The 22856-nt window shown below is 47.4% G+C and carries 15 protein-coding genes; 10 read left to right on the top strand and 5 right to left on the bottom strand.

Annotation, left to right across the window (positions count from 1 at the left end; genetic code table 11):
• The first annotated feature begins 242 nt into the window (after nt 1-242).
• From MKY87_RS19355 to MKY87_RS19395, 9 genes are all read left to right on the top strand, one after another.
• Complete coding sequence (locus MKY87_RS19355) at nt 243-1565, top strand: stalk domain-containing protein (RefSeq protein ID WP_340965751.1); 1323 nt, start codon at nt 243-245, stop codon at nt 1563-1565.
• A gap of 296 nt (nt 1566-1861) precedes the next feature.
• Nucleotides 1862-5230: an InlB B-repeat-containing protein gene (locus tag MKY87_RS19360; RefSeq protein ID WP_340965753.1), complete on the top strand. Its 3369-nt coding sequence runs from the start codon at nt 1862-1864 to the stop codon at nt 5228-5230.
• A gap of 269 nt (nt 5231-5499) precedes the next feature.
• Nucleotides 5500-7287: a sensor histidine kinase gene (locus MKY87_RS19365; protein ID WP_338590722.1), complete on the top strand. Its 1788-nt coding sequence runs from the start codon at nt 5500-5502 to the stop codon at nt 7285-7287.
• Nucleotides 7262-8815: a response regulator gene (locus tag MKY87_RS19370; RefSeq protein WP_338590724.1), complete on the top strand. Its 1554-nt coding sequence runs from the start codon at nt 7262-7264 to the stop codon at nt 8813-8815. The genes MKY87_RS19365 and MKY87_RS19370 overlap by 26 nt, the downstream gene beginning before the upstream one ends.
• A gap of 221 nt (nt 8816-9036) precedes the next feature.
• Nucleotides 9037-10320, top strand: coding sequence for an ABC transporter substrate-binding protein (locus MKY87_RS19375; RefSeq protein ID WP_221818698.1), 1284 nt, complete (start codon nt 9037-9039; stop codon nt 10318-10320).
• A 139-nt stretch (nt 10321-10459) separates the two neighbouring features.
• Complete coding sequence (locus tag MKY87_RS19380) at nt 10460-11362, top strand: carbohydrate ABC transporter permease (RefSeq protein WP_047841423.1); 903 nt, start codon at nt 10460-10462, stop codon at nt 11360-11362.
• 2 nt (nt 11363-11364) lie between these two features.
• Entirely contained in the window at nt 11365-12204 is an 840-nt protein-coding gene (locus tag MKY87_RS19385; protein ID WP_338590729.1) for a carbohydrate ABC transporter permease, read from the top strand.
• Between the two features lie 106 nt (nt 12205-12310).
• Nucleotides 12311-13519 carry a rhamnogalacturonan acetylesterase gene (locus MKY87_RS19390; protein WP_445669460.1) on the top strand — a complete coding sequence of 403 codons (1209 nt, stop codon included), beginning with the start codon at nt 12311-12313 and terminating at the stop codon, nt 13517-13519.
• Nucleotides 13520-14394: 875 nt separating this feature from the next.
• A complete protein-coding gene (locus tag MKY87_RS19395; RefSeq protein ID WP_340965755.1) occupies nt 14395-14811 on the top strand; it encodes a sensory rhodopsin transducer in 417 nt (138 codons plus the stop codon).
• An 86-nt stretch (nt 14812-14897) separates the two neighbouring features.
• Here the strand turns inward: MKY87_RS19395 and MKY87_RS19400 are convergent, their stop codons facing one another.
• From MKY87_RS19400 to MKY87_RS19415, 4 genes are all read right to left on the bottom strand, one after another.
• The gene (locus MKY87_RS19400; RefSeq protein WP_340965756.1) at nt 14898-16055 is read right to left on the bottom strand and encodes a Ger(x)C family spore germination protein; all 1158 of its coding nucleotides are present in this window, start codon (nt 16053-16055) and stop codon (nt 14898-14900) included.
• The gene (locus tag MKY87_RS19405) at nt 16052-17521 is read right to left on the bottom strand and encodes a spore germination protein (RefSeq protein ID WP_289391102.1); all 1470 of its coding nucleotides are present in this window, start codon (nt 17519-17521) and stop codon (nt 16052-16054) included. The genes MKY87_RS19400 and MKY87_RS19405 overlap by 4 nt, the downstream gene beginning before the upstream one ends.
• Nucleotides 17502-18608 carry a GerAB/ArcD/ProY family transporter gene (locus MKY87_RS19410; RefSeq protein WP_339786455.1) on the bottom strand — a complete coding sequence of 369 codons (1107 nt, stop codon included), beginning with the start codon at nt 18606-18608 and terminating at the stop codon, nt 17502-17504. Before MKY87_RS19410 ends, MKY87_RS19405 begins: the two co-directional genes overlap by 20 nt.
• A 207-nt stretch (nt 18609-18815) precedes the next feature.
• Entirely contained in the window at nt 18816-19763 is a 948-nt protein-coding gene (locus MKY87_RS19415; RefSeq protein ID WP_339786452.1) for a DMT family transporter, read from the bottom strand.
• Between the two features lie 159 nt (nt 19764-19922).
• Here MKY87_RS19415 and MKY87_RS19420 point away from each other — a divergent pair, with 159 nt between their 5' ends.
• Entirely contained in the window at nt 19923-21317 is a 1395-nt protein-coding gene (locus MKY87_RS19420; RefSeq protein ID WP_249913782.1) for an aminotransferase-like domain-containing protein, read from the top strand.
• Between the two features lie 138 nt (nt 21318-21455).
• Here MKY87_RS19420 and MKY87_RS19425 read toward each other — a convergent pair whose 3' ends face one another.
• Nucleotides 21456-22775 (bottom strand): glutamate-1-semialdehyde 2,1-aminomutase, encoded by a 1320-nt coding sequence (locus MKY87_RS19425; RefSeq protein ID WP_249913781.1) that lies wholly within the window; start codon nt 22773-22775, stop codon nt 21456-21458.
• Between the last annotated feature and the right edge of the window lie 81 nt (nt 22776-22856).

The following is a 22856-nucleotide window of genomic DNA, read 5'->3' on the forward strand; positions in this document are numbered from 1 at the left end:
GTACTATATATTAGGGAGGTAGTTCAAAAAGTCCGCTTTTGATTACCAAGGATGCCTATGAGGCATCATCAGCATCGAATATGGAATTCAGCCGAAATGTCCGTTGCTCACGTAGTTTTCCCTACGCTCCGCTACTCCATTTCTAGCTTCATCCCATCTTCTCGGTACTGAAAACCGCCCTTTTTGAACACGTACATTTAGTGTGAAATTATTATAGATTCGCGAAAAGGAGTGTTACTTGAATGAAGCGTAAACGTATATGGGAAAATACAGCTGCCGGTATAACGGTAAGCATGTTGGCAGGAATGCTGCTCTTTACATCATCTGCATTGCCTGCACACGCGGCTGACACCAAAACCGGTGTATTGCCAGCAGGTACAAACGAGACTTCGCTGACTGCGAAGAAAGATGCAGTAGCCGTAACCAAGGAGTTCCGCATCGTCACATTGGGAGATTCCATAACGGTAGGTTATGAGCCCAACACAAAAGAATTGCCTTATGGTTATGTAGAACGTTTGCATGAGCAGGGTTTGCTGCATGGACGTACACAGGTGGACAACTACGGGATTGCCGGATTGAAAACCAGTGGCCTGAAAAACTTCACTACCGCAATTAAGGATGGCAAAACACTGACTTCTGAAGCCATTCAACCAAGTCTTCCTGATCCAAGAGCGGGACAGATCGGAGCCAATACTGCTGCAATCCGTGAGAGTGTAGCACAGGCCAATCTGGTTGCAATTACCATTGGGGGAAATGATGTATCTGAGCTTCTCGGTACAGCAGACAAACTGAGTGATCAGGAACTGCAAGCGAAGGTAAAAGAATTACTCGCAACATATACAGCTAATGTTAGTGCAGCGATTAATGATATCCATGAAATTAACCCGACAGCTAAAATTGTCATCGCCGACCAGTATCAACCGATGCCAGAAGTAGCAGGCAAGGCACTCTATGCCAAACTGATGGAGGCATCGCAAGGCTTCACACAGACTATTGATGGCATTGCAGCACAATTTACTGCTCAGGGTACCGATGTCAAAGTCGCACACGTCGCCAAGGAGTTTGTTGGTGGTGAAGGCACGATGACACATATGATCAAAGATCGTGATTTCCACCCAAATCAATTTGGATATGCGGCCATTGCCGAAGTATTTGCCAAAACGATCTGGGGAGATTACACCAAGCTGACTGCACCTGCCACAGGTGAACCAATGAATATTATCGTGAGTGGCAAAACATTAAATACACCGTACAAACCGATTATCCGTAACGGCAAAAACTTTGTGGCGATTCAAGACATCGTAAACGCTGTAGGTGCTACTACGGTGTGGGATAACAAAACTTCAACCGCAACCATTACATATGGAGACCGAAAGGTTGCTGTGAAGATTGGTGCCAATGCTGTGAAGGTAAATGGAGCATCGGTTACCGTGGATACACCTGCATTCCTGAATAAGGTAGGCAAAGAGTCCAAAACATATGTACCACTTGCCATGGTGGCTGAAGGTCTTGGCTTTGATGTGCAGTATGTAGCGAAGCTGAAAACTGTTTTTGTTAACCCGTAATATACGAATATGAATGGAATGAAGGACAATCTGCTTTTTTATAAAGCAGGTTGTCTTTTTTGCATCTTTCTGAAAATTATCGAGTAAAATGGCCCGTGAAGATGAGAGGGCAAAAAGGATATCGGATGTTTCACTGGCTGACTCAACGGGTTGTCCTTTTTGTTCAGAAGTTGTTCAGAGCGATCCTATAATGTAGCTAGTATAAGAGGAGGAAAAGCCTTATTATTGTGTAAAAATCATAGTTTAGACATATTTGATGGGGTTACATGAAAAATTTACGAGAGAAGAGGAGAAACATGCGCGTTATTAAGAAATTGATGCTAAGCATGATGGCATTCATTCTACTGTGTTTTACTTGGCCAGTTCTGCCCATACATGCGGCGGGACAAATGGTGTTTGAAGGTGTACCTTCAGTTGAAATGCGTCCAGAAACAGAAGGCAACCAACTGGTAAAACCTGATGTAGCGAAGGTCGTTTGTTCAGATCCTACTACCGAAGCAAGTTCACCAAGTTGTCCAGTAATTAAATGGGGCGACCTCACTTATTGGATATACAGCGATAAAGATAATAACTTTGTATTTTATGTTGCAGTGTATAACCAAAAAGGGGCCTTGATTAATCATAAAATCTTCTCAGGCGCTCGCTATATTAAAGAAATCACAGTGGATGGCAGTAGTGAGCGAGTTACCTTAAAAGGGCAAGGTAACCAAATCGTACAAGTGACTTTTGACCAGCTAAAAGAAATTACCTATACTCCCGGAGTGGATCTCAGCGTTACTGATAGTAAGGTTGGGATGAATGAAACGGTTAACTTGATTGTAAACATGAGGAGTCCCATAGAGGATTTGGACGGGGATATCGTGTTTAAATCAAGCGGCTCAACGTTGACACAGGTAGAACTTGCTGACGGCAAAGCGGAGTATTCATTAGACTCTTCTACTCTAGGACTCGGTGTGCATACATTTACAGCAGATTATATCCCAAAATTGGGCAGTGAGTTCAAAATGAATACATCCAAGCCGGTTACTATTGAGGTGGCATACAGGGTCAATTTTATGGATGGACAGGGTAACGTTTTTTCGAAAAATATCGTGAGGGATGGTGGACTCGCTCAAGAACCGAACCCAAGCCCAACGCGACCAGGTCATACCTTTGTAGGATGGTACACAGATCAGACAGATCCAACCACCAAATGGAACTTTGGGAGTAATACGGTGGCGCGAAATATGGCGTTGTTTGCACACTGGACGGTGAACAATTACACCGTAACGTATGATGCGAACTACAGCGGAGCTGGAACCGCGACCACAGAGACAGTGGCGTACGGAGCGAAAGCGAGTGAGCCAAACCCAGCCCCAACGCGAGAAGGCTATACCTTTGCAGGGTGGTACACGGATGCGACAGATCCAGCAACCCAGTGGAACTTTTCCAGTAATACGGTGGCGGGCAATGTGACGTTGTACGCACATTGGACGGTGAACAATTCCACCGTAACGTATGACGCGAACTACAGCGGAGCGGGAACCGCGACCACAGAGACAGTGGCGTACGGAGCGAAAGCGAGTGAGCCAAACCCAGCCCCAACGCGAGAAGGCTATACCTTTGCAGGGTGGTACACGGATGCGACAGATCCAGCAACCCAGTGGAACTTTTCCAGTAATACGGTGGCGGGCAATGTGACGTTGTACGCACATTGGACGGTGAACAATTACACCGTAACGTATGATGCGAATTACAGCGGAGCGGGAACCGCGACCACAGAGTCAGTTGCGTACGGAGCGAAAGCGAGTGAGCCAAACCCGGCCCCAACGCGAGAAGGCTATACCTTTGCAGGGTGGTACACAGATCAGACAGATCCAACCACCAAATGGAACTTTGGGAGTAATACGGTGGCGCGAAATATGGCGTTGTTTGCACACTGGAAGGTGAACAATTACACCGTAACGTATGATGCGAACTACAGCGGAGCTGGAACCGCGACCACAGAGACAGTGGCGTACGGAGCGAAAGCGAGTGAGCCAAACCCAGCCCCAACGCGAGAAGGCTATACCTTTGCAGGGTGGTACACGGATGCAACAGATCCAGCAACCCAGTGGAACTTTTCGAGTAATACGGTGGCGGGCAATGTGACGTTGTACGCACATTGGACGGTGAACAATTCCACCGTGACGTATGACGCGAACTACAGCGGAGCGGGAACCGCGACCACAGAGACAGTGGCGTACGGAGCGAAAGCGAGTGAGCCAAACCCGGCCCCAACGCGAGAAGGCTATACCTTTGCAGGGTGGTACACGGATGCAACAGATCCAACCTTCAAATGGAACTTTGCAAGTGATGTGGTGGAGGGGGATGTAACGCTGTACGCACACTGGACAGTCAAAATTACGCCACAGCCACCGACTCCTTCACCTTCTGTTCCATCAGCACCTTCTGTACCGGTGGTTGTCCCTTCCAATGGGCAACAGAGTCAATCCACCGTGCTAATTAACGGTCAGGCAGTATCCACACGCAGAGTAGATGAAACGTTAGCTAATGGTCAGCCTGTCGTTCGGTTGATCTTAACGGCTCAAGGATTAACGAATGTGATGAATACTAACGCTTCGGAAGCAAAGATAGTCATCGACGGATTAGGGACAGCGGTCAAGCTGGAGATTCCCATGCAGCCGTTACAGGTAAAGGTTAAAGCTGATGCCAATGCTAAACTCCAGATAACAGTGAATGGTAATAGTGTATCTATTCCATTAAATAGTCTGGCTGATCGGCAGTCAGACTCTGCGTTGACCATTTCCATCGTGGAAGGTTCCAAAGAGGCGCAGGCACGTGTAGAACGTGTGGCACAAACGATGGATGCACGAGTCGTATTGAAACAACCAGTCACGTTGTCTGTTGATATCAATGGGCAAGATACAGAGGATGGTTCGAACGATTACTTGCATAAGTCTATCGTGATCCCTGCTGGGTTTAATCCAGACCAGATCACAGTCGTTAGAATTGATGCGAATGGGCAACTTCATTTCGTACCTGCTGTTTTTACCGCCACACAAGCTGAGATATTGTCTACTCAGGGCGGTGAGTATACGATTATTAGTATGAATAAGGTATTCAACGATGTGCAGCAACACTGGGCTGGCGAAGACATTCAGCAGATGGCCAACAAGCTGATTGTTGATGGGCGGCCTGATGGAAGCTTTGCACCTGAACAACCGATTACTCGTGCTGAATTCACAGCCATGCTTGTACGTGCCATGGGATTATCCGGAGGTAGCGTAAAAACCGAATTGCCTTCCGCTTTTAATGATGTGGATTCGGAACAATGGTATGCCAATGCACTCATAACGGCAGGAAGTAAGGGGTTGGTTAATGGTTTCGCAGATGGGTCATTCCACCCGGATGGTCAGATTACTCGGGAACAGATGGCTACGATGCTGGATAGGGCATTGAATTTGATGAAGATTCCTAATGACCAACTGACAGGTACCACTCCTTCATTTACAGATGCATCAAATATCTCGAACTGGTCTTCTGACGCCGTAGCTCGACTGGTAGAGACAGGGATCGTTAAGGGAATGAATGGGGGAACCTTCGCGCCTCAGGAGAATGCAACGCGAGCACAGAGTACGGTGATGTTAATGAGATTTATGCGCTTTGCTCAACTAATCAATTAATGATTATACAGGTTAATGATTACTTGTGAAAAAATAAAACCCAGGTTTAATTGAGAAAGCAAAAAGCAGTCTGCTCTTTGAATGAGTAGGCTGCTTTTTGCTTTCTCAAGATACATTTACACATGTATACCTTCTCTAATGACCTAAAATGTTGCATAAATATATCTTGTCAGATGACCAATGGATGTGTAAATATGAAAATAACTTACAATAAAACCACTAACCTATAGCATGACAGGCACCCCTCGCAAGCCAAAGGAGCGCTTAGGATGAACAAAATTAAGAACGCTTTCACAACACTGCCGATTCATCACAAAACGATTCTTCTCATCGGACTCTTGATGTTAATCAGCTTTACGTTTTATGCGTCCGTACTCCGATATGTGTTCAGTATCTATGACCGTCAGATCTATGAGAAATCCTCGCAGGTCCTCAATATGTCCTCGGTAGGTATTGAGAATCAACTACGTGAAGTTTCCAATCTCTCCTTCAAGGTGATGTCAGACGAGCCGCTTCAACAATATTTGCTTCAACTTGAAAAGGCCGAGACGGGATATGAGAGAAATGGTCTGCGCAAGAAAATTACCAACCGATTGGTTGCTTATGCGGGTTCTGAGAAATACGTCTATTCCATGCTATTTATCGATAATGATAATAACGTCATGGCTGCAGGGAACCGGGAAGGGATTTCGGAGTCGAAGCAAAGGGAACTGGTATCGCTGGGAGATCAATATACAGGCTCCAATGTCTGGCACACTAGCGGGGATAAACAAGCCAGGCTTTTATCTGTACGACAGGTGAAATCTTTTACTGGGGGCGCATTTACACTGGATAAGCTCGGGACTCTAATTATCCGAGTGCGTCTGGACCGAATCGTACAGGATCAGATGCAGGAACCCGCAGAGGACTCACAGTTATTGATTTCGGATGGAAAAGAAGTAATCTATCCAACCGAATCTTCGGTAAGTGAAGCTGAGATTGAATCGGAACTGAAGCGTACCCAACCCTATGGAATTGCCATGTTTGAGCAGGGGAGACACTTTGTGGCCCGTGCCAATTCTTCCTACACAGACTGGACGTACCTGTACACCACTCCTTTTGACCAGATGTTTAAAAAAATTCAGTTTGTTAAACAGTTGGTCACGGTTATTTTTATCATGATTTTTCTGGGGGCACTCATAATTGGAGCAAAGTTCTCCCGCAGTATTACCCATCCGATTGCGCAGCTGATCAAAAAGATGCGTAATATCGAAAAAGGTGATCTGGATAAATTGGAGGAAGCTGCCTTAGGTAACGTTCCGATGTCTCCACAGAATGAGGTTGGGCTGCTGCATCGTACATTCAAGATGATGCTTCAGCGGATTCGTGAATTAATTGATGAGAATTATGCGAAGCAACTGGTGATTCGTGAAACTGAGTTGAAAGCGCTTCAAGCACAGATTAATCCTCATTTCCTATACAACACGCTTGAATCCATTAACTGGATGGCCAAAGTACAGAAACAACGTCAGATCTCGGAAATGGTTGAGGCGCTTGGATTCCTGCTGCGCAGCTCTGTGAATATGACGGAGAAGTGGATCACGCTGGAAAGAGAGCTGGACATTGTCCGCAGCTACGTTACAATTCAGCGCACCCGTTTTGAAGAGAGACTGGATTTTGATATGGAGATTGCACCTGAGGTGGGATCAGCACGAATTCCCAAGTTAACATTGCAACCGCTGGTAGAGAACGCCATACACTATGCACTCGAACCAAGCATTGATCCTTGCCGAATTCGAATAAGGGCGAGAGCAGAGGGAGAACAAGTCATTATTGAAGTCGAGGACGATGGTCCAGGGATGACACCGGAATTCCTCGAACAATTACAAGAAGGACGCATACAGACAAGAGGACAGGGCATTGGGTTATCTAACATCCAGGAACGAATCAGGCTGACCTTTGGCGAAGAAGGCAGAATGGTGATGAGCAGCAAGCCCGGATCAGGAACTGTAGTATCGATCAGCATACCTTGGATTAGAGAGGACGATGACGATGTACAAAGTGATGCTCGTAGATGATGAACGTGTCATTCTGGAGGGAATATCCCAAGTGGTCGATTGGGCCGCAGCAGGTACGGAATTAGTGGGTACGGCGCGGAATGGGATTGAAGCGCTGGACAAAATCGGGCAGTCGAAACCCGATATTATCATTACGGATATTTCCATGCCGGGTCTGGATGGTCTGGGACTCATAGAGAAAGCATCCGAAGCATACCCGGGAGTACGGTTCATTATGTTATCTGGTTATAAAGAGTTCGAATACGCCCGTAGAGCGATGCAGTATGGTGTGAAGCATTATTTGCTCAAGCCTTGCAACGAGAATCAGATCCATGATGCGTTAACTGAACTGTTGCAGGAACATCAGGATGCGCAGGTGAAGGAGCATGTCGCTGGTGAGATGAAACAGCGTTTGCAACGGGTCCTTCCCCATGTAAAGGAACAATTTTTGCTGGAGTTCATGACGAACCGAACCTATGGGCCGGTTGATCTGGAATATTACCAGGAGCTGTTTGATCTGGAACTTGAAGATACAGAAGTTCGGTTACTACTGTTCCGAATTGCAGATGAACATGATTACAGTCATTTATTTGCCATCAAAAATATCGCCAGTGATCTGCTCCCACATGTACTGTTAAGTACAACCATTGAAGGTAGACTCTTGATCCTGCTTGCAGATTCAGCTGATCCGGCTGGACTGAACGAGAATATTGAAGAAGTTCGGGCTGCATTTACCAGACTATATAAATTGGAAGTGACCGCTGCACTGAGCGAAGCAGATCGAATGATCCAATCTCGGCGATTATTCCGTGAGGCATTACAATATTTGAATCATCGCTTCTTTATTGGTGAAGGCAAGTTGATTACGAAGAATGATCTGGTTCTGGCCGGAGAATGCGACGGGTTGCATGTAGAACAGGATGCCGAGCAGTTGTGTCAGTTGATCAAATCGGGCAATAGCGAGGAAACAGCCGCAGAGGTGGATCGTCTTTTCGATCTATTATCGGGTCAGCAGTTGGAGATTGAGGTGACACGTTCGTATGTAGTGCAGCTGTACTCGGCGATGATTCATGTCTGTCCGCCTGAAGAGGCAACAGAATTTACTCAACGTATGGCAGAGTTGCCCCATATGGACACGTTATCTGCTTTGAAGTCTTTTGTAGCGAGCAGTGCAGCCCGGTTAACCTCTGGTTATTATAAAAATCATATAAGTCGCCAGTCTTCAGCCGTGGAGAAGATGATGGACATCGTGGATCGTCATTATGGAGAGGCAGATCTTTCACTCAATGGAGTCGCCCATCAGATGTTATATATGAATCCGGATTACCTCGGTAAAATTTTCAAAAAAGTCACGGGAGAGAATTTCTCCAACTACGTGAATCGTCTGCGCATTGAACGAGCATGTGATCATATTCGCAGAGGCGGGGATGTGAAGGTATTCGAGCTTGCGGAATTATTCGGATTCGGCGGTAATTCACAGTATTTCAGTCAGGTGTTCAAAAAATGGACGGGGATGACACCTACGGAATTCCGCAGGATCGGCATATAACAATGGGCTACCAATCATGTGATTCTTGTCTGGGGAGGACGAACAGCGCCGAGAGGGGGACTGTTGTCCTCCTCTGTTTTTTGAACCAACAAGACGGTTTTGTGTATTCAACTCTGGTCGTACATTTGCGAAAATGACATTAATAAGTTTGTGAAAGCGTTATCAGAAATAAAAAGATAACTCCTTCACACAACCATATCAACATAAAAGGGGAGATTGGCATGGTGAAAAAGGCAATATTCCTGATGATGGCTGCTTTGCTCGTGTTTACAGCGGCATGTAGCTCAGGTGGAGGAACTGAAGGAGCGTCTGGGGACGACTCGGTTACCCTGCGGATCGCTTGGTGGGGCTCGGATGCAAGGCATGAATATACACAGAAGGTCATCGACCTATACAAATCGAAAAACCCGAATGTCAAAATCGATGTGGAATATGCTTCATTTGATGACTACTGGAAAAAGCTCGCACCACAAGCAGCTGCAAATCAGTTGCCTGACATCGTTCAGATGGATATTTCCTACATCAGCCAATATGCACAGAATGGTCAGCTTGAGGATCTTGCTCCATATCTGGGCAACCAAATCAAAGTGGACGATGTGTCCGAGAACGTTATTAGCACAGGTGTAATTAACGGTAAACAATATGGTGTACCTGCCGGTGTAAACGTTCTGGGCTTCCAATACGACCCTGCTTTGCTTCAAAAAGCGGGAGCGGAAGCTATGCCTGAAAATATGACATGGGAATCATACGAAGCACTGGGTAAACAAGCCGCAGAAAAAGGCCTGTATTTGGATGGAGGCGTAGCTCCGGATATCTTCTTCCATTACTTCCTGCGTACCAAAGGACATTCCCTCTACAATGCAGAAGGAACTGGTCTTGGTTATGATGATGACCAATTGTTTGTGGAATTCTTCGGACTTATGCGCCGCATGATTGAGCAGGGCGCAGCACCTACACCGGATGTAGCCAACCAAACCAAAGGCATTATTGAGGAATCGGATCTCGTGAAGGAAAAAGGAATCGGCGTATGGCAATGGTCCAACCAGTTCGTAGCCTTGCAACAGGTAGCGAACCGTCCGCTCGAAATTGCTCCAATGCCAGGACCGGATATGGAAAAAGGACTTTATATGCAGCCAAGTATGTACTGGGGTGTGACGTCCAACTCCAAAGTGAAGGAAGAAGCGGCTAAATTCATTGATTTCTGGGTGAATGACGTGGAAGCCAACAAACTGATCAAAGGTGAGCGCGGTGTGCCAATTTCAGGAGCAATCAAAGAAGCTATCGCACCTGAGCTGAGTGACGCAACGAAACAGGTCTTTGAATTCGTAGCAGCCATGGAGCCAAAAGCTTCACCAATGAGTTCTCCGCCACCGGTTGGTTCACCGGAAGTAATCTCTGCTCTGGCAGATGTGGTTGAAGAGTTGAACTTTGGCAAAATTACACCTGAACAGGCAGCAGAAACATTCCGCAAGAACGCCGAATCTGTACTTGCGAACAATAAATAACAGTTGAATGATGGCTTGCTCGTCCCACTTCAGGGATGGTCGGGAATGGGGCTACTCGCGAATGCGAGGGCCTTTCCCCGTCCAGATGACCGAAGCAAGGATGAGGGAGCAAGCTGATCCATGAAGGAGGTTCGTTCCATTGAGGCAGTATTCGTCGTTACGTAGAAACTTAACCGGATATGCGTTCATAAGCCCGTTTATTATTGGATTCCTGGGCTTCACACTGATCCCCATGTTTGTGTCCTTATATATGTCGTTTACGAGTTATAACTTGTTCACTTCTCCGCGGTGGATTGGGCTCGATAACTACACCAAAATGTTTTTTGATGATCCGAAATATTGGAACTCGGTCAAAGTGACGTTTCTGTATGTATTCATTGGGGTACCGTTAAGGTTGATCTTTGCCCTCTTCGTAGCGATGGTCCTGAACACTGGCTCTCGTATGATTGGAACGTACCGGACGCTGTATTACCTGCCATCCATTATCGGTGGTAGTGTGGCTGTATCCATCATGTGGCGTAACCTCTTCAGTAATGAAGGTGTTATCAACAGTGCTCTAACGGCAATTGGGATTGGGCCAATCAGCTGGTTTGGTGACCCGAATGCGTCCCTCGTTATGCTTATCTCACTGTCTGTGTGGCAGTTCGGTTCGTCCATGCTGATCTTCCTGGCTGGTCTCAAAAATATCCCCACTGAGATGTACGAGGCAGCAGGTGTAGATGGTGCAAATCCTATTCGGAAATTTTTCAGCATTACCTTGCCGCTCCTTAGCCCAATCGTTCTATTCAATATGATTATGCAAACGATTGGTGCATTCATGACGTTTGTACCTGCCTACATTATCTCCAAAGGAGAGGGCGGTCCAATGGATGGTACGATGTTGTACTCTCTGTATCTGTTCCGTCAGGCATTTATGTTTAACAACATGGGTTATGCTTCGGCCATGGCCTGGATCATGCTCATCATGATCGGTATACTCACGGTAGCTGTATTCCTGACATCCAAGTACTGGGTGTTCTACGAATCTGAAGGAGGGAAGTAACGATGGTTTGGAGAAATGTGAAATGGCCCATTTATCACCTGTTCGTTGCAGCTCTTGCCCTCCTGATGCTCTATCCCGTCCTATGGATGCTATTCAGTTCATTCAAGGAAAGCCGTACGATTTTCGTCACAGCGGATACCCTGTTTCCTGCGGAGTGGATCTGGAGCAACTATGTGGATGGCTGGAAAGGCACAGCTGGAAGACCGTTTATGGATTACATCACTAACTCACTTGTAATCGTGGTGATTTCCACCATTGGTGCGGTAATATCGTCATCGCTGATCGCTTTCGGTTTTGCCAGACTGAATTTCAAGGGACGTACGTTCTGGTTCTCCTTGATGATGTTAACACTGATGTTGCCACATGACGTGGTATTGGTTCCTCAGTACATCATCTTCACGAAGCTGGGTTGGCTGAATACAATTCTTCCAATCGTTGTACCTACATTCTTCGGAATGCCGTTCTTCATTTTCCTGATGGTACAGTTCATTCGAACGATTCCGAAGGAGCTGGATGAGGCTGCAACCATCGATGGATGTAACAAATTCAGGCTGTATATTCAGATCATTATGCCTCTGATCAAGTCTTCTCTGGCGACTGCAGCGATTTTCTCCTTCTACTGGAGATGGGAGGATCTGCTCGGTCCGGTATTGTACCTGAACTCGCCTGAAAAATATACCGTATCCATGGCGCTGAAAATGTTCCTAGATAGCGAATCTGCTTCCAACTGGGGTGCAATGTTCGCCATGTCCATCGTCAGTCTGGTTCCGGTTGTAGCTGTGTTCTTCATCTTCCAAAAACAAATTGTTCAAGGGATGAGCACCAGCGGATTGAAAGGATAAGCCAGACTCACTGTATCTTCGTATCTTCGCCCGAATGAACGTTTACGAAAGTTAACCAAGGAGGTTATCGCTTTTGAATAAAGCTCAGGGTAGTCAGGCCGTTGCCATGGAGGCAGCGGCAGAGGGCCAGGCAGTGTCCGTGACCAGCTGGAAGTTTAACTTTGGACCAGACTCGGGAAGAGCAGATGAGACAGGGGATTATCTGAAAGTAACTGCAACAACCGCATATGAGGAACGCGGAGGATACGGATTCGAGGCAGGATCTCTGGTGTATGAGAAACAACGCATTCGTGATGACGATGTGTCGGATCCTACGAAACATCATTATAACAATCCGGGGCAGACAACCATGTCTGCCCGATTGCGTTCAGGCTTCTGTATTCCGCTCAAAGCATCGTTCATCGTGGATGTTCCCGACGGAACCTACCAAGTATTACTCGTTGCAGGTGATGAATTGGCTGAGACAGTGACCCGCGTGAAAGCTGGTGAGGGCAGGCTTGTACTGCCAACCATTCGCACACTTCCCGGACAATGTGCAGAGGTGCGATTCTCGGTCGTTGTTCGCGGCGGCAGATTTCGTCTGTCATTCTCTGGTCCTGCACCGAGAATCAATGCGTTAGAGATTACTCTTGCGAATCAGACCATGACTGTATTTCTTGCCGGGGATTCTACCGTAACGGATCAGCAGGAAAGTGGATATCCGTATTGCGGTTGGGGCCAGTTATTGCCAGCGCAGTTCAAACATGATGTGGCAGTAGATAATCACGCCCAGTCAGGGCGCAGTTCCCGCAGTTTTATTAATGAAGGCAGACTCAGCGCCATTCTGGAGCGAATCAAGCCTGAAGATTTTCTGTTTATTCAATTTGGACATAACGATGAGAAGCCTGACCCCGAACGTGGGACGGACCCATTCACAACATATAAGGAATATTTGAAAAAGTATATCGACGCTGCACGCGAAGCCAAGGCTCGTCCGGTACTCATAACCCCGGTGCATCGTCGCTATTTTGCGGATGATGGCACTTTGACCGATACGCATGGCGATTATATCGTCGCCATGCGTGAGCTGGCGGAAGAGGAAAATGTTCCACTGATCGATCTGGCTGAGCGCAGCCGTCTTCTGTTCGAGCAGGCGGGCGTTGAAGGCACCAAGGACGACTTTATGTGGGTACTGCCAGGCGAGTATGTGAACTTCCCCTCAGGCGTGGAGGATAACACGCATTTTCAGGAACGAGGCGCCCGCCGCCTTGCCCAGCAGGTGGCAGAAGCCATCCGCGAGTTGCAATTGCAACCGTTGCAGATGTATCTGCGATAGGTGAGTAATCGTAGCAGTTGTAGAGAACTTGATTTTACTACTCTAGGAGATAAGTTCCCGCAGGATTTTAAGTCCTGTGCGTCTGTATTTACGCGAAGCGAGTTAAACGAAGTAACGAGCCAGTAAAGTTGCCCAGCCAATAGCGAAGGCAATAAACTTTTAAAAAACAAGCGAGCGTAGCAGCGGAGGAGGGCGGAATCGGGTAGAGGGAGCAAAGCGTCCGCCTTTGGAGCGGGATTACCCCTGCTGAGGGGGGATGAATAGAAATCCCGAGCCAACAGCGGCCCGCAGCCCGATCTGCCCACCAAAGCGACTGCCCCGCGAGTTATTCAGGGGTTTAAAAGCTGTAGCAAGTTAAACGAAGTAACGAGCCAGCAAAAGTTGCCCAGCGAAAGAGCGAAGGCAATAATCTTTAAAAAAACAGGCGAGCGTAGCAGCGGAGGAGGGCGGAATCGGGTAGAGGGAGCAAAGCGTCCGCCTTTGGAGCGGAATTTCCCCTGCTGAGGGGGAATGGATAGAAATCCCGAGCCAACAGCAGCCCGATCTGCCCACCGAAGCGAATGCCCGCAGCTATTCAGGGTTTAAAAGCTGTAGCGAGTTAAACGAAGTAACGAGCCAGTAAAAGTTGCCCAGCGAATAGCGAAGGCAATAAACTTTTAAAAAACAGGCGAGCGTAGCAGCGAAGAAGGGCGGAATCGGGTAGAGGGAGCAAAGCGTCCGCCTTTGGAGCGGGATTTCCCCTGCTGAGGGGGAATGAATAGAAATCCCGAGCCAACAGCGGCCTGTAGCCCGATCCGTCCGCCGAAGCGGCTGCCCCGCGAGCCCGCAGATTTTTAACTAAATATTGCAATCGCAAAAGAGGAGGATGTATTTCAATGACACCTGACCAGACAGAATCAGGCACATCTGCCCGTAAGAATGTTTCAGCAGCGACAGGTCACACCTACTGGGTCATTCCGGATGGCTACATCCCGCCGGAGAGCAGCGGCACACTGGAGAGTCACGAAAGCATCTGTGTACTGAACACCAGTGCAACGGATGCGGAGCTGCACATCACGATTTACTTTGAAGATAGAGAACCACTCGAAGGTATTGTCGCTGAAGTGCCAGCAAGAAGGACGAAGCATATTCGCACTGCATCGCTACGATCCGGGGAGCAGACTATTCCTATGGGCGTACCTTATGCAATTACGGTTTCGAGCAACATCCCCGTTATCATCCAGTACAGTCGTTTGGACACGACCCAGCCTGAATTGGCTTTGATGAGTGTCATGGCGTATCCATCAGGATAACTTCCCTAATCGACAACATAGTTGGAGATGGTAAGAAGCCCCGTAACCTTGCATCCAATGCAGGCACGGGGCTTCTTTTTCTTCACTTAATCGCTGTATTTATACGTGCTCGCATTAAGGATATCCACATGGACCTCTACTTTGCCGAGCTTGAAACGCTCCAGGGGGTCAGCACGTTGGGAGACCACTTGTTGCCATAAGGGCAGATTGTGGCGATAGAGGTGTTCCACGAGACCGTATGAATCGATCTTGCGTGACTTGGTTTTTTCGAACGTATCTCGGATTTGGGATTCGATTTGTTTCTCCGCTTCCTGTTCCATGGCATGTGGAGACCGAGGAGCCCCGTGATCTTCGGTGATGGAGCTTTTGACCGAGGTAACTAGATCAAATGTGACGCCATCTCCTTGTTTTCTCGCCGTGATTCTCGTCTTGGGATGGCGAAGCATCAAGGTTAAATCAGGAGTTTTCCCACCATTCCCATATACGTATAGTGGGTACTGATGTACGCGCTCATAATTTACGTAACGTGTACCATCTGCATCTGCTCCTGCAACTCTACCCTGACTTGTGCCTTTGGAAATGACATAAAACCCATCCATTCTAACAAGGGGTGGCGTTTTATCGCCGTTGAACCAGGTCTCGTTCCTCGTTGATACCGAGGGTAAAAGAACGACGGAAGCCGGCTCACGCAGTCCATCGAGAAGCTGATGGAGCCGGATAGGTTCGAAACCGGAATGCTGTTTGTATAGCCTCATGGGCTCGAATAACTCAATCGTCTGGGCAGATTGGTTCAGCAGCGCAGATGGGGAGAGCACATCCGGAATGTTCTGCTCTGTCGCGTAAATCCAGGGTGTATATCTCAGTTGACCTGAATGTAGCAACGTATTAAATATATCCTCCAGCTTCCCTTCCAGAGCATTTTTCGATAAAACAATGGCTTTAACATGAGTCCAGAGCGTTTGCTGCTGTGATGTTTCATACAAGTCGTTAATAGCCATGCTCAGTGTTGAACCTTCGCCCCGTCCAATCCAGATATCCCTTGTTTCCCGGGAAGTTGGCGTTTCCTGTTTTGCAATACTGGAGAAGTCAATCAACTGGGCATACGCAATATATTGGTTGTCCACATAGTCTATTCCAATGGCCGTGATGAAGTTAATACTTTGCACCTCTTTGGAATCCCAGCATCCCGTTAGCAGGATCAAGCACCCCGCAAGTAGGCCACTCATGGACATCCATCTGGTCATGACCGTTTTCTCCAGCGAGTGGAATCTTGGGTGTGAAGTGCTTCTGGACGCTTGTTTTTTTTCATGGAAGGGGGCATGGATACGGCCTGAGTGAAGTCTCCTGGAATGTAGGGAGATACGGGTGACAGATAGGATACGCCATAACACTCCAACGATACGAGGTGTACCAACAGAGCGAACAGTCCGATCATAAATCCAAATAATCCAAGGATCGAAGAAATAATAAGCATTCCGATACGAATTTGTGCAGTAGCCCCGCTGAGCACGGTATTCACGAGAATATAGCTGGAGATGACTGAGATCGCTACCGTAACTATGATGGTGGGCGATGTAATCCCGGCACGAATGGCTGCATCCCCGATGATAAGTCCGCCGACCACGCTGACCGTCTGCCCTAACGCACGTGGTAACCGCCGACCGGCTTCGTTAAATAGCTCGAACATAAAAATCATTAAAAAGGCTTCCAGCGTCACCGGCATGGGCAGGCCCATTCTAGTACCAGCAATTGTAGCCAAGAGAGGTAGCGGAATTTGTTCCACATTGAAACTGGTCAGGCCGATGTAGAAGGCTGGGAAGAAACAGGCAATCAGCAGACCGGAAATACGCAAAATCCGTTCGAAGGTAACGATGAAAAAAGGTGTGCTTTTGTCTTCCGGGGACTTCAACTGATTGAAAAGTGTAGTTGGTGCGATGACCGCCACAGGAGAACCTTCAATGAGAACGGCAAAACGTCCATTTAACAGGGAATCGACGACAAAATCAGGACGTTCAGTATTATCTGTGAGTGGAAAAATACTCCGAATCCCTCCCATGACAGCTCGCTCCATGATTGAGGTACCCAGAATGCCGTCAATCTCAATCTGATCCAGATTGTGTTGTGCTTCTTTCAGAATGTCTGGATTAATAATATCTTTTACATATAGAAGTCCAATGGCAGTTTGGGTACGACCACCTTTGACATATTTCTCATAACACATCGAAGATGTTTTCATTCGTTTGCGAATAAGGGCCACGTTGGTAGTGAGTTCTTCGGTGAATCCATCGCGCGGGCCTTTAACAGATGTTTCAATGGCTGATTCTTCTGGACTGCGTCCCGGGATATCAGCGATATCCAGACTGCAGGCCTGCACACCATTACCAAAAATGATCAGTAGTTGTCCACTAAAAATCAACAGATTAAGTTTCTTGGAATCAGTGAGATCCTCAATCGGATTTAAGGTTAATCCCAGTTCGTGGGGATGTGATTCCTCAATGATCAGGGAGTGTTGTTCCAGACGGGGAATAATAAATTGATTGATTTGTTTGCCGTCGACCAGTCCTTCGCAATAGAGCAAAATGACTGGCTGATCGGATTCATCTTTGACAGGAAAGGTCTGAATAACAACATCTGCGCATGGATTGAACTGCTCTTTCAAAGAGGCAAGCAGTGTTTCATGGGACGTGGTGTCAATCGCTTGATGCTCCATGATGTTTCCTCCTCTGATGGCGTGAATGGATAAAGGCAACCGTCGTCGCGATAATCGCAAGTCCGCTCAGATACAAGAGATTGAACGGAAATATGTATTCGACCAGAAGCTTTTCGAAGGTCATATCATCCAGAGGATACAACATGGTTAGAATAAAGAAGACACCTAACGAGATACAACTGATAAGCCTTCTGGTAGAGCTCTTAATATTCCATATTTCTACTACAATATACATGGCGAGACTAATCCGGGTGAACGAGCCTGCGAGCCATTGGTAGATGGAAAAGAAGTCGGTTTGGGCGATGTATTTGCCCAAGGAGGCAATTCGCCATTCTTCAAAGGCGGGATATCTCATTTTGGCAGCCTCAAAAGGATCGAATTCCACAATCGCCCCGATGAGTGGGCCGACAGTCAGTCCCACAAGAATGAGTGCGAGCATCAGATACTGCCATACACGTATACGTTTGGAGAGATGAGGCTGGATATACCAGATGAACACCAGTTCAAACATGCCTGCAAGACTGTAAATCATGCCATTCAGCACCGGATGCCAGCCATGTTCTAACACAGGCAGGAGACGGCTATAATCCTTGTATTGAGTGTTGACAATTGCAACATAGAAGCCCAGCAGTACCACTAGTGGAAGGATCAATCCTGCCGTAAATGCCAGTGAGCGTATGCCTTTATATGCCCCATAGGCACAGAGAGACATGATGGCAATACTGGTTACCAGAATTGGCGTTTCTGTCAGATAATTTGTTTTGGCCCAAGTGGTGGTATCGTGCAGGGTGAAATAGATTGCGCTCAGAAAAAAGAGACTGTTCCCAACTCGAAATAACATGCCAATGGGCTTGCCGAGACGGGATGTTAACCATTCATGCAAGGTTTGATGCTGGAGGAAACGAGAGACATAAGCGAGCATTAGCGCAAATATCAGAAATGGTCCGGCTGATAACAGGACGGAAATCCAAGAATCCCTTTTGGCCGCAGCCAAAAGGGCAGGAATAATCAGAACATGGCTGATCAAGCCAACGGACAACATGATCAACATCATAGCTTGTAAAAAAGAAGGTTGTGTTCGTTTCATGCTGAGGGGTCTCCTTTTCCCGATAGACTGTCCTCAGCAGTGTTAACGGGATTGGAGCGCTTCATACTGTCAGTCAAAATAACAAATACCCATGGCTTCTCTTACCTCTAACATCGTTTCCCGGGCCGCTTTCCAGTCAAAATGCGGGGTTCGGGGAGGAGGGGAGCGTATAACTCGTTGAACCGGCGAACCAACTTCTGCGCTGTCTCAATGTAAGGAATCTGACTTGATTCCACTGACCAGCCTATGTTTGCGACCACTCATATTGGTGCCAAGCACACCAGCGATAATCAACAATGCACCAATATAGTGGTAGCTACCCACTGGTTCATGCAGTATCCATGCACCTCCTACGATGGAGATGAGCGTGGACAGATTGCTGAATACACTCATTTGCGAAGCCTCCAGATGGGTCAGAGCATAGCTCGCGAGCAGGGTGGAGATCATGGTGGAGAGAATTGCCAGATAAGCGAGCGCACCCAGATAGGATGTATCTCCAAGTGGTTTGATGTAGTCCATCATGGAACCGCTGGAAGCATGACGGATCAGGGAAGCGGCGTTAAATACAATACAGCCAACCATTAATGTGACCCATGTTAGTTCCATTGGTTTGTACTTCTGGGTTAATGGTCTTGCAAGCACACCATACCCTGCAAAACAGACTGTGGATAACAGCAATAATGCAATGCCTTTCAGGTTACCTATAGACATGCCGCTTCCTTGCATTATGAAGATAAAAACTACTCCAGCGACAGACAGAAGCAGGAACATCTTCTGCATCGTGGATGTGCGTTCCTTCAGGAAAACTGAAGCGAGAACGAGTGTGAATACAGGAGCCATAGCTTGAATAATACCAGCTTCCGATGAGTTGGAAGATACAAGTCCAAAGGCTTGAAAGGCAAAAAATAAAACGGGAGATAGTAGCCCTAGCGGAATAATTCTCCACAGATCACGAAGGCTAAGTCGAATTTTGATCCAGCCAAAAATGATAGGAATGCTGACAACGATCAACGACAGCGCGAATCGGTGGGCAAGCACATCAATCGGATGTGCAACAGTGACGGTCATTTTAACAAATAGAAAAGATAGACCTATAATAGCTGCGTACAGTATAGCTGCGATATAAGCATATACCCGAGTGTGTGTTGTGTTCATGAATGCTCCTCCAATACAGTAGTCATAGCGTTTTATCTTTCATTATCCTGAATTATGTCAGGTTCGAGGCATGTGCTGGCCTTATTCAATATACTGCCGGGTGCATCGTGCTACAATAGATAAAAGGTTGAACTGTATCGGTACAGTTGTTGGAGAGGGATGGGTGCATTGAGAAAATACGAAGTGATTGCCGAAGCGTTAAAGCAATGGATTCAGGAACAGATGCAGCAGCAGGATCGTCGCCAGTGGGCGGATAAGGGCATTCGACTGCCAGCAGTTCGAGTTGTAGCAGAAAAATATCAATGCAGTGTAAGTACAGCAATTCGAGCATATGAGTGGCTGGAACAGCGGCATTTGGTGTACGCCATACCTCAATCCGGTTATTATGCTGTACAGAACGGGACAGGTGCTCAGGACATGGACTGGCAGGGAGCGTTGGACTTTGCTTCAGCTGCTCCCGATCCAAGGGTGTTCCCTTATGCAGACTTTCGTCACTGTGTGGATCAGGCGATGGAGAAGAAGCAGGCAGAGTTATTTATGTATGGCACGGATCAGGGATTACCTTCGCTAATTCTGCTGTTGCAGAAGCAGTTTTCGGATTATCAGGTGTTTGCGAGAACAGAGCAGTTCTTTATCACGTCAGGTGTGCAACAGGCACTGGCTGTACTTGCATTGATGCCTTTTCCCAATGGAAAGAGAAAAGTACTGCTTGAACTACCGACCTATCATAATATGCCCTCGCTACTGAGTGGATTGAATGTGCCGATTGCCGGTGTGAGACGTACCCTGGATGGGATGGACTGGGCATCGCTTGAACGTCAGTTCGCTGAGGGAGATATCAAGTTTTTCTATGTCATGCCGCGCTTTCACAATCCAATTGGCACATCGTTAACTGTTGCGGAGAAGAAGAGATTGATCCGGCTTGCTCAGCGGTACGATGTCTATCTGGTGGAGGACGATTATCTGGCTGATCTGGAGGACAATACGAAACAGGACCCGCTATGGTCATATGATACGGAAGGCCGGGTTATCTATCTGAAGAGTTACTCCAAAATTTTGTTTCCAGGCTTGCGCATTGGTGTAGCTGTTCTGCCTTCGCCTCTAATTGAATCGTTTGGTGCATACAAAAAAATGCTCGATATCGACACTTCCGTCCTGTCTCAAGCTGCTCTGGAGATCTATGTCCACAGCGGAATGTTTGCTCATCACAGGAAAGTGATTCGTAACCGCTATGCTGCCCGGATGAACACAGTACATGAGCAACTGGACACATATCCAGAATTTGCTCCGTTTATGGACGCTCCTCGAACAGGAGGGGAGCATACCGTATTGCCTTTGGCGGGTGATATCCCACTTCGTGTTCTGCTGTCCCGGCTTCAAAAGCGTGGTGTCATCGTTGATACAACAGAACGATATTATCCGGAGGGAACATATCAGGTGCATGAGGATCAAATGCTGCGATTGAACATCTCCAATGTGCCGAAGCAGAGAATCGAAGAAGGGATGCAGGTGATCCGGGAGGAAATTTTGAAACTTCAGATCAGGCAGAAATAACGTGAAGAATCGGAGTGTTGTCCGTATATAACAAAAGGCGTCCACACAAGTTGATCACTTGTTGGACGCCTTTTCCATGAATTGTTTTCCACCGACCATACAGCTTGTACGCTATATTGTAGATGGAAATAATCCGTTTTATTCCTGAGCCATCGCCTTGAAGGAAGCTTCTGCGGCTTCCAATGTAGCCTGAACATCCTCGTCTGTATGGGCCGTGGTCAGGAACCAAGCCTCATATTTGGATGGAGCCAGGTTAATGCCACGGTTCAGCATGTGACGGAAGAAGGAAGCAAACAGCTCTCCATCCGTGTCTTGAGCATGATCATAATTCGTAACCGGATGGTCACAGAAATGGGTGGAGAACGCACCGCGGATCCGGTTGATTGTCAGTGCAATCCCATGACGGTCAGCAGAAGCTTGCAAACCTGCTGTCAGGTCGATAGCAAGGCGTTCCATCTCTTCGTATACACCTGCGCCTTGCAGGACCTCCAGACATGCGATACCAGCCGAGATGGATGCAGGGTTACCAGCCATCGTTCCTGCTTGATAAGCAGGGCCGAGTGGGGCAACCTGCTCCATAACATGTTTGCGTCCGCCGTAAGCACCGATTGGCAGGCCGCCACCAATAATTTTACCAAGAGCCGTCAGATCGGGTTCAATCTCCGCATGATTATCGAGTCCGGCATACGTCTGTGTAGAACCGTAATGGAAACGGAAAGCCGTAATAACCTCGTCATAGATAACCAGTGAGCCGTTGGCGCGTGTCATGGCACAGAGACCTTCCAGGAAGCCAGGTTCCGGCATAACCATTCCGAAATTCCCAACGATCGGTTCAACCATGACCGCAGCAACATCGTCACCCCAGTGCTCCAAAGCATCCTTCAGGGCTTCCAGATCATTGTAGGGCACAGTAATGACTTCTTGTGCAATACTGGCTGGAACTCCCGCACTGTCAGGAATTCCGAGCGTGGACGGCCCAGAACCCGCAGCCACAAGCACCAGATCCGAGTGACCGTGGTAACATCCGGCGAATTTTACGATCTTGTTACGTTTTGTGTAGGCACGAGCGACCCGAATCGTAGTCATGACCGCCTCCGTACCGGAGTTTACAAAACGAACTTTATCCATGGAAGGAATGGCTTCCTTCAGCATTTTGGCGAGCTTGATCTCAAGTTCAGTCGGGGTACCGTACAGCACACCATTTGCTGCAGCTTCCGTAATGGCCTGCGTAATATGAGGGTGGGCATGTCCTGTAACAATTGGACCGTAAGCGGCCAGATAGTCAATATAACGGTTGTCATCGACATCCCAGAAGTGGGCGCCTTGGGCTTTTTTCATAAATACAGGTGCACCGCCACCAACGGCTTTGAACGAGCGTGATGGGCTGTTAACACCTCCTACAATATGTTCAAGTGCTTCTGCGTATAGAAGTTCGGAACGGGAACGTGATGTATTCATAAGATAACTTCCTTTCGTAATGCAAAATATGATAAAGGTACAAGCTACAGAAAGATATGATGATTTTCTCATAATAGTATA

This window comes from Paenibacillus sp. FSL R7-0198 (assembly GCF_038000415.1).
Taxonomy (GTDB): Bacteria; Bacillota; Bacilli; order Paenibacillales; family Paenibacillaceae; genus Paenibacillus.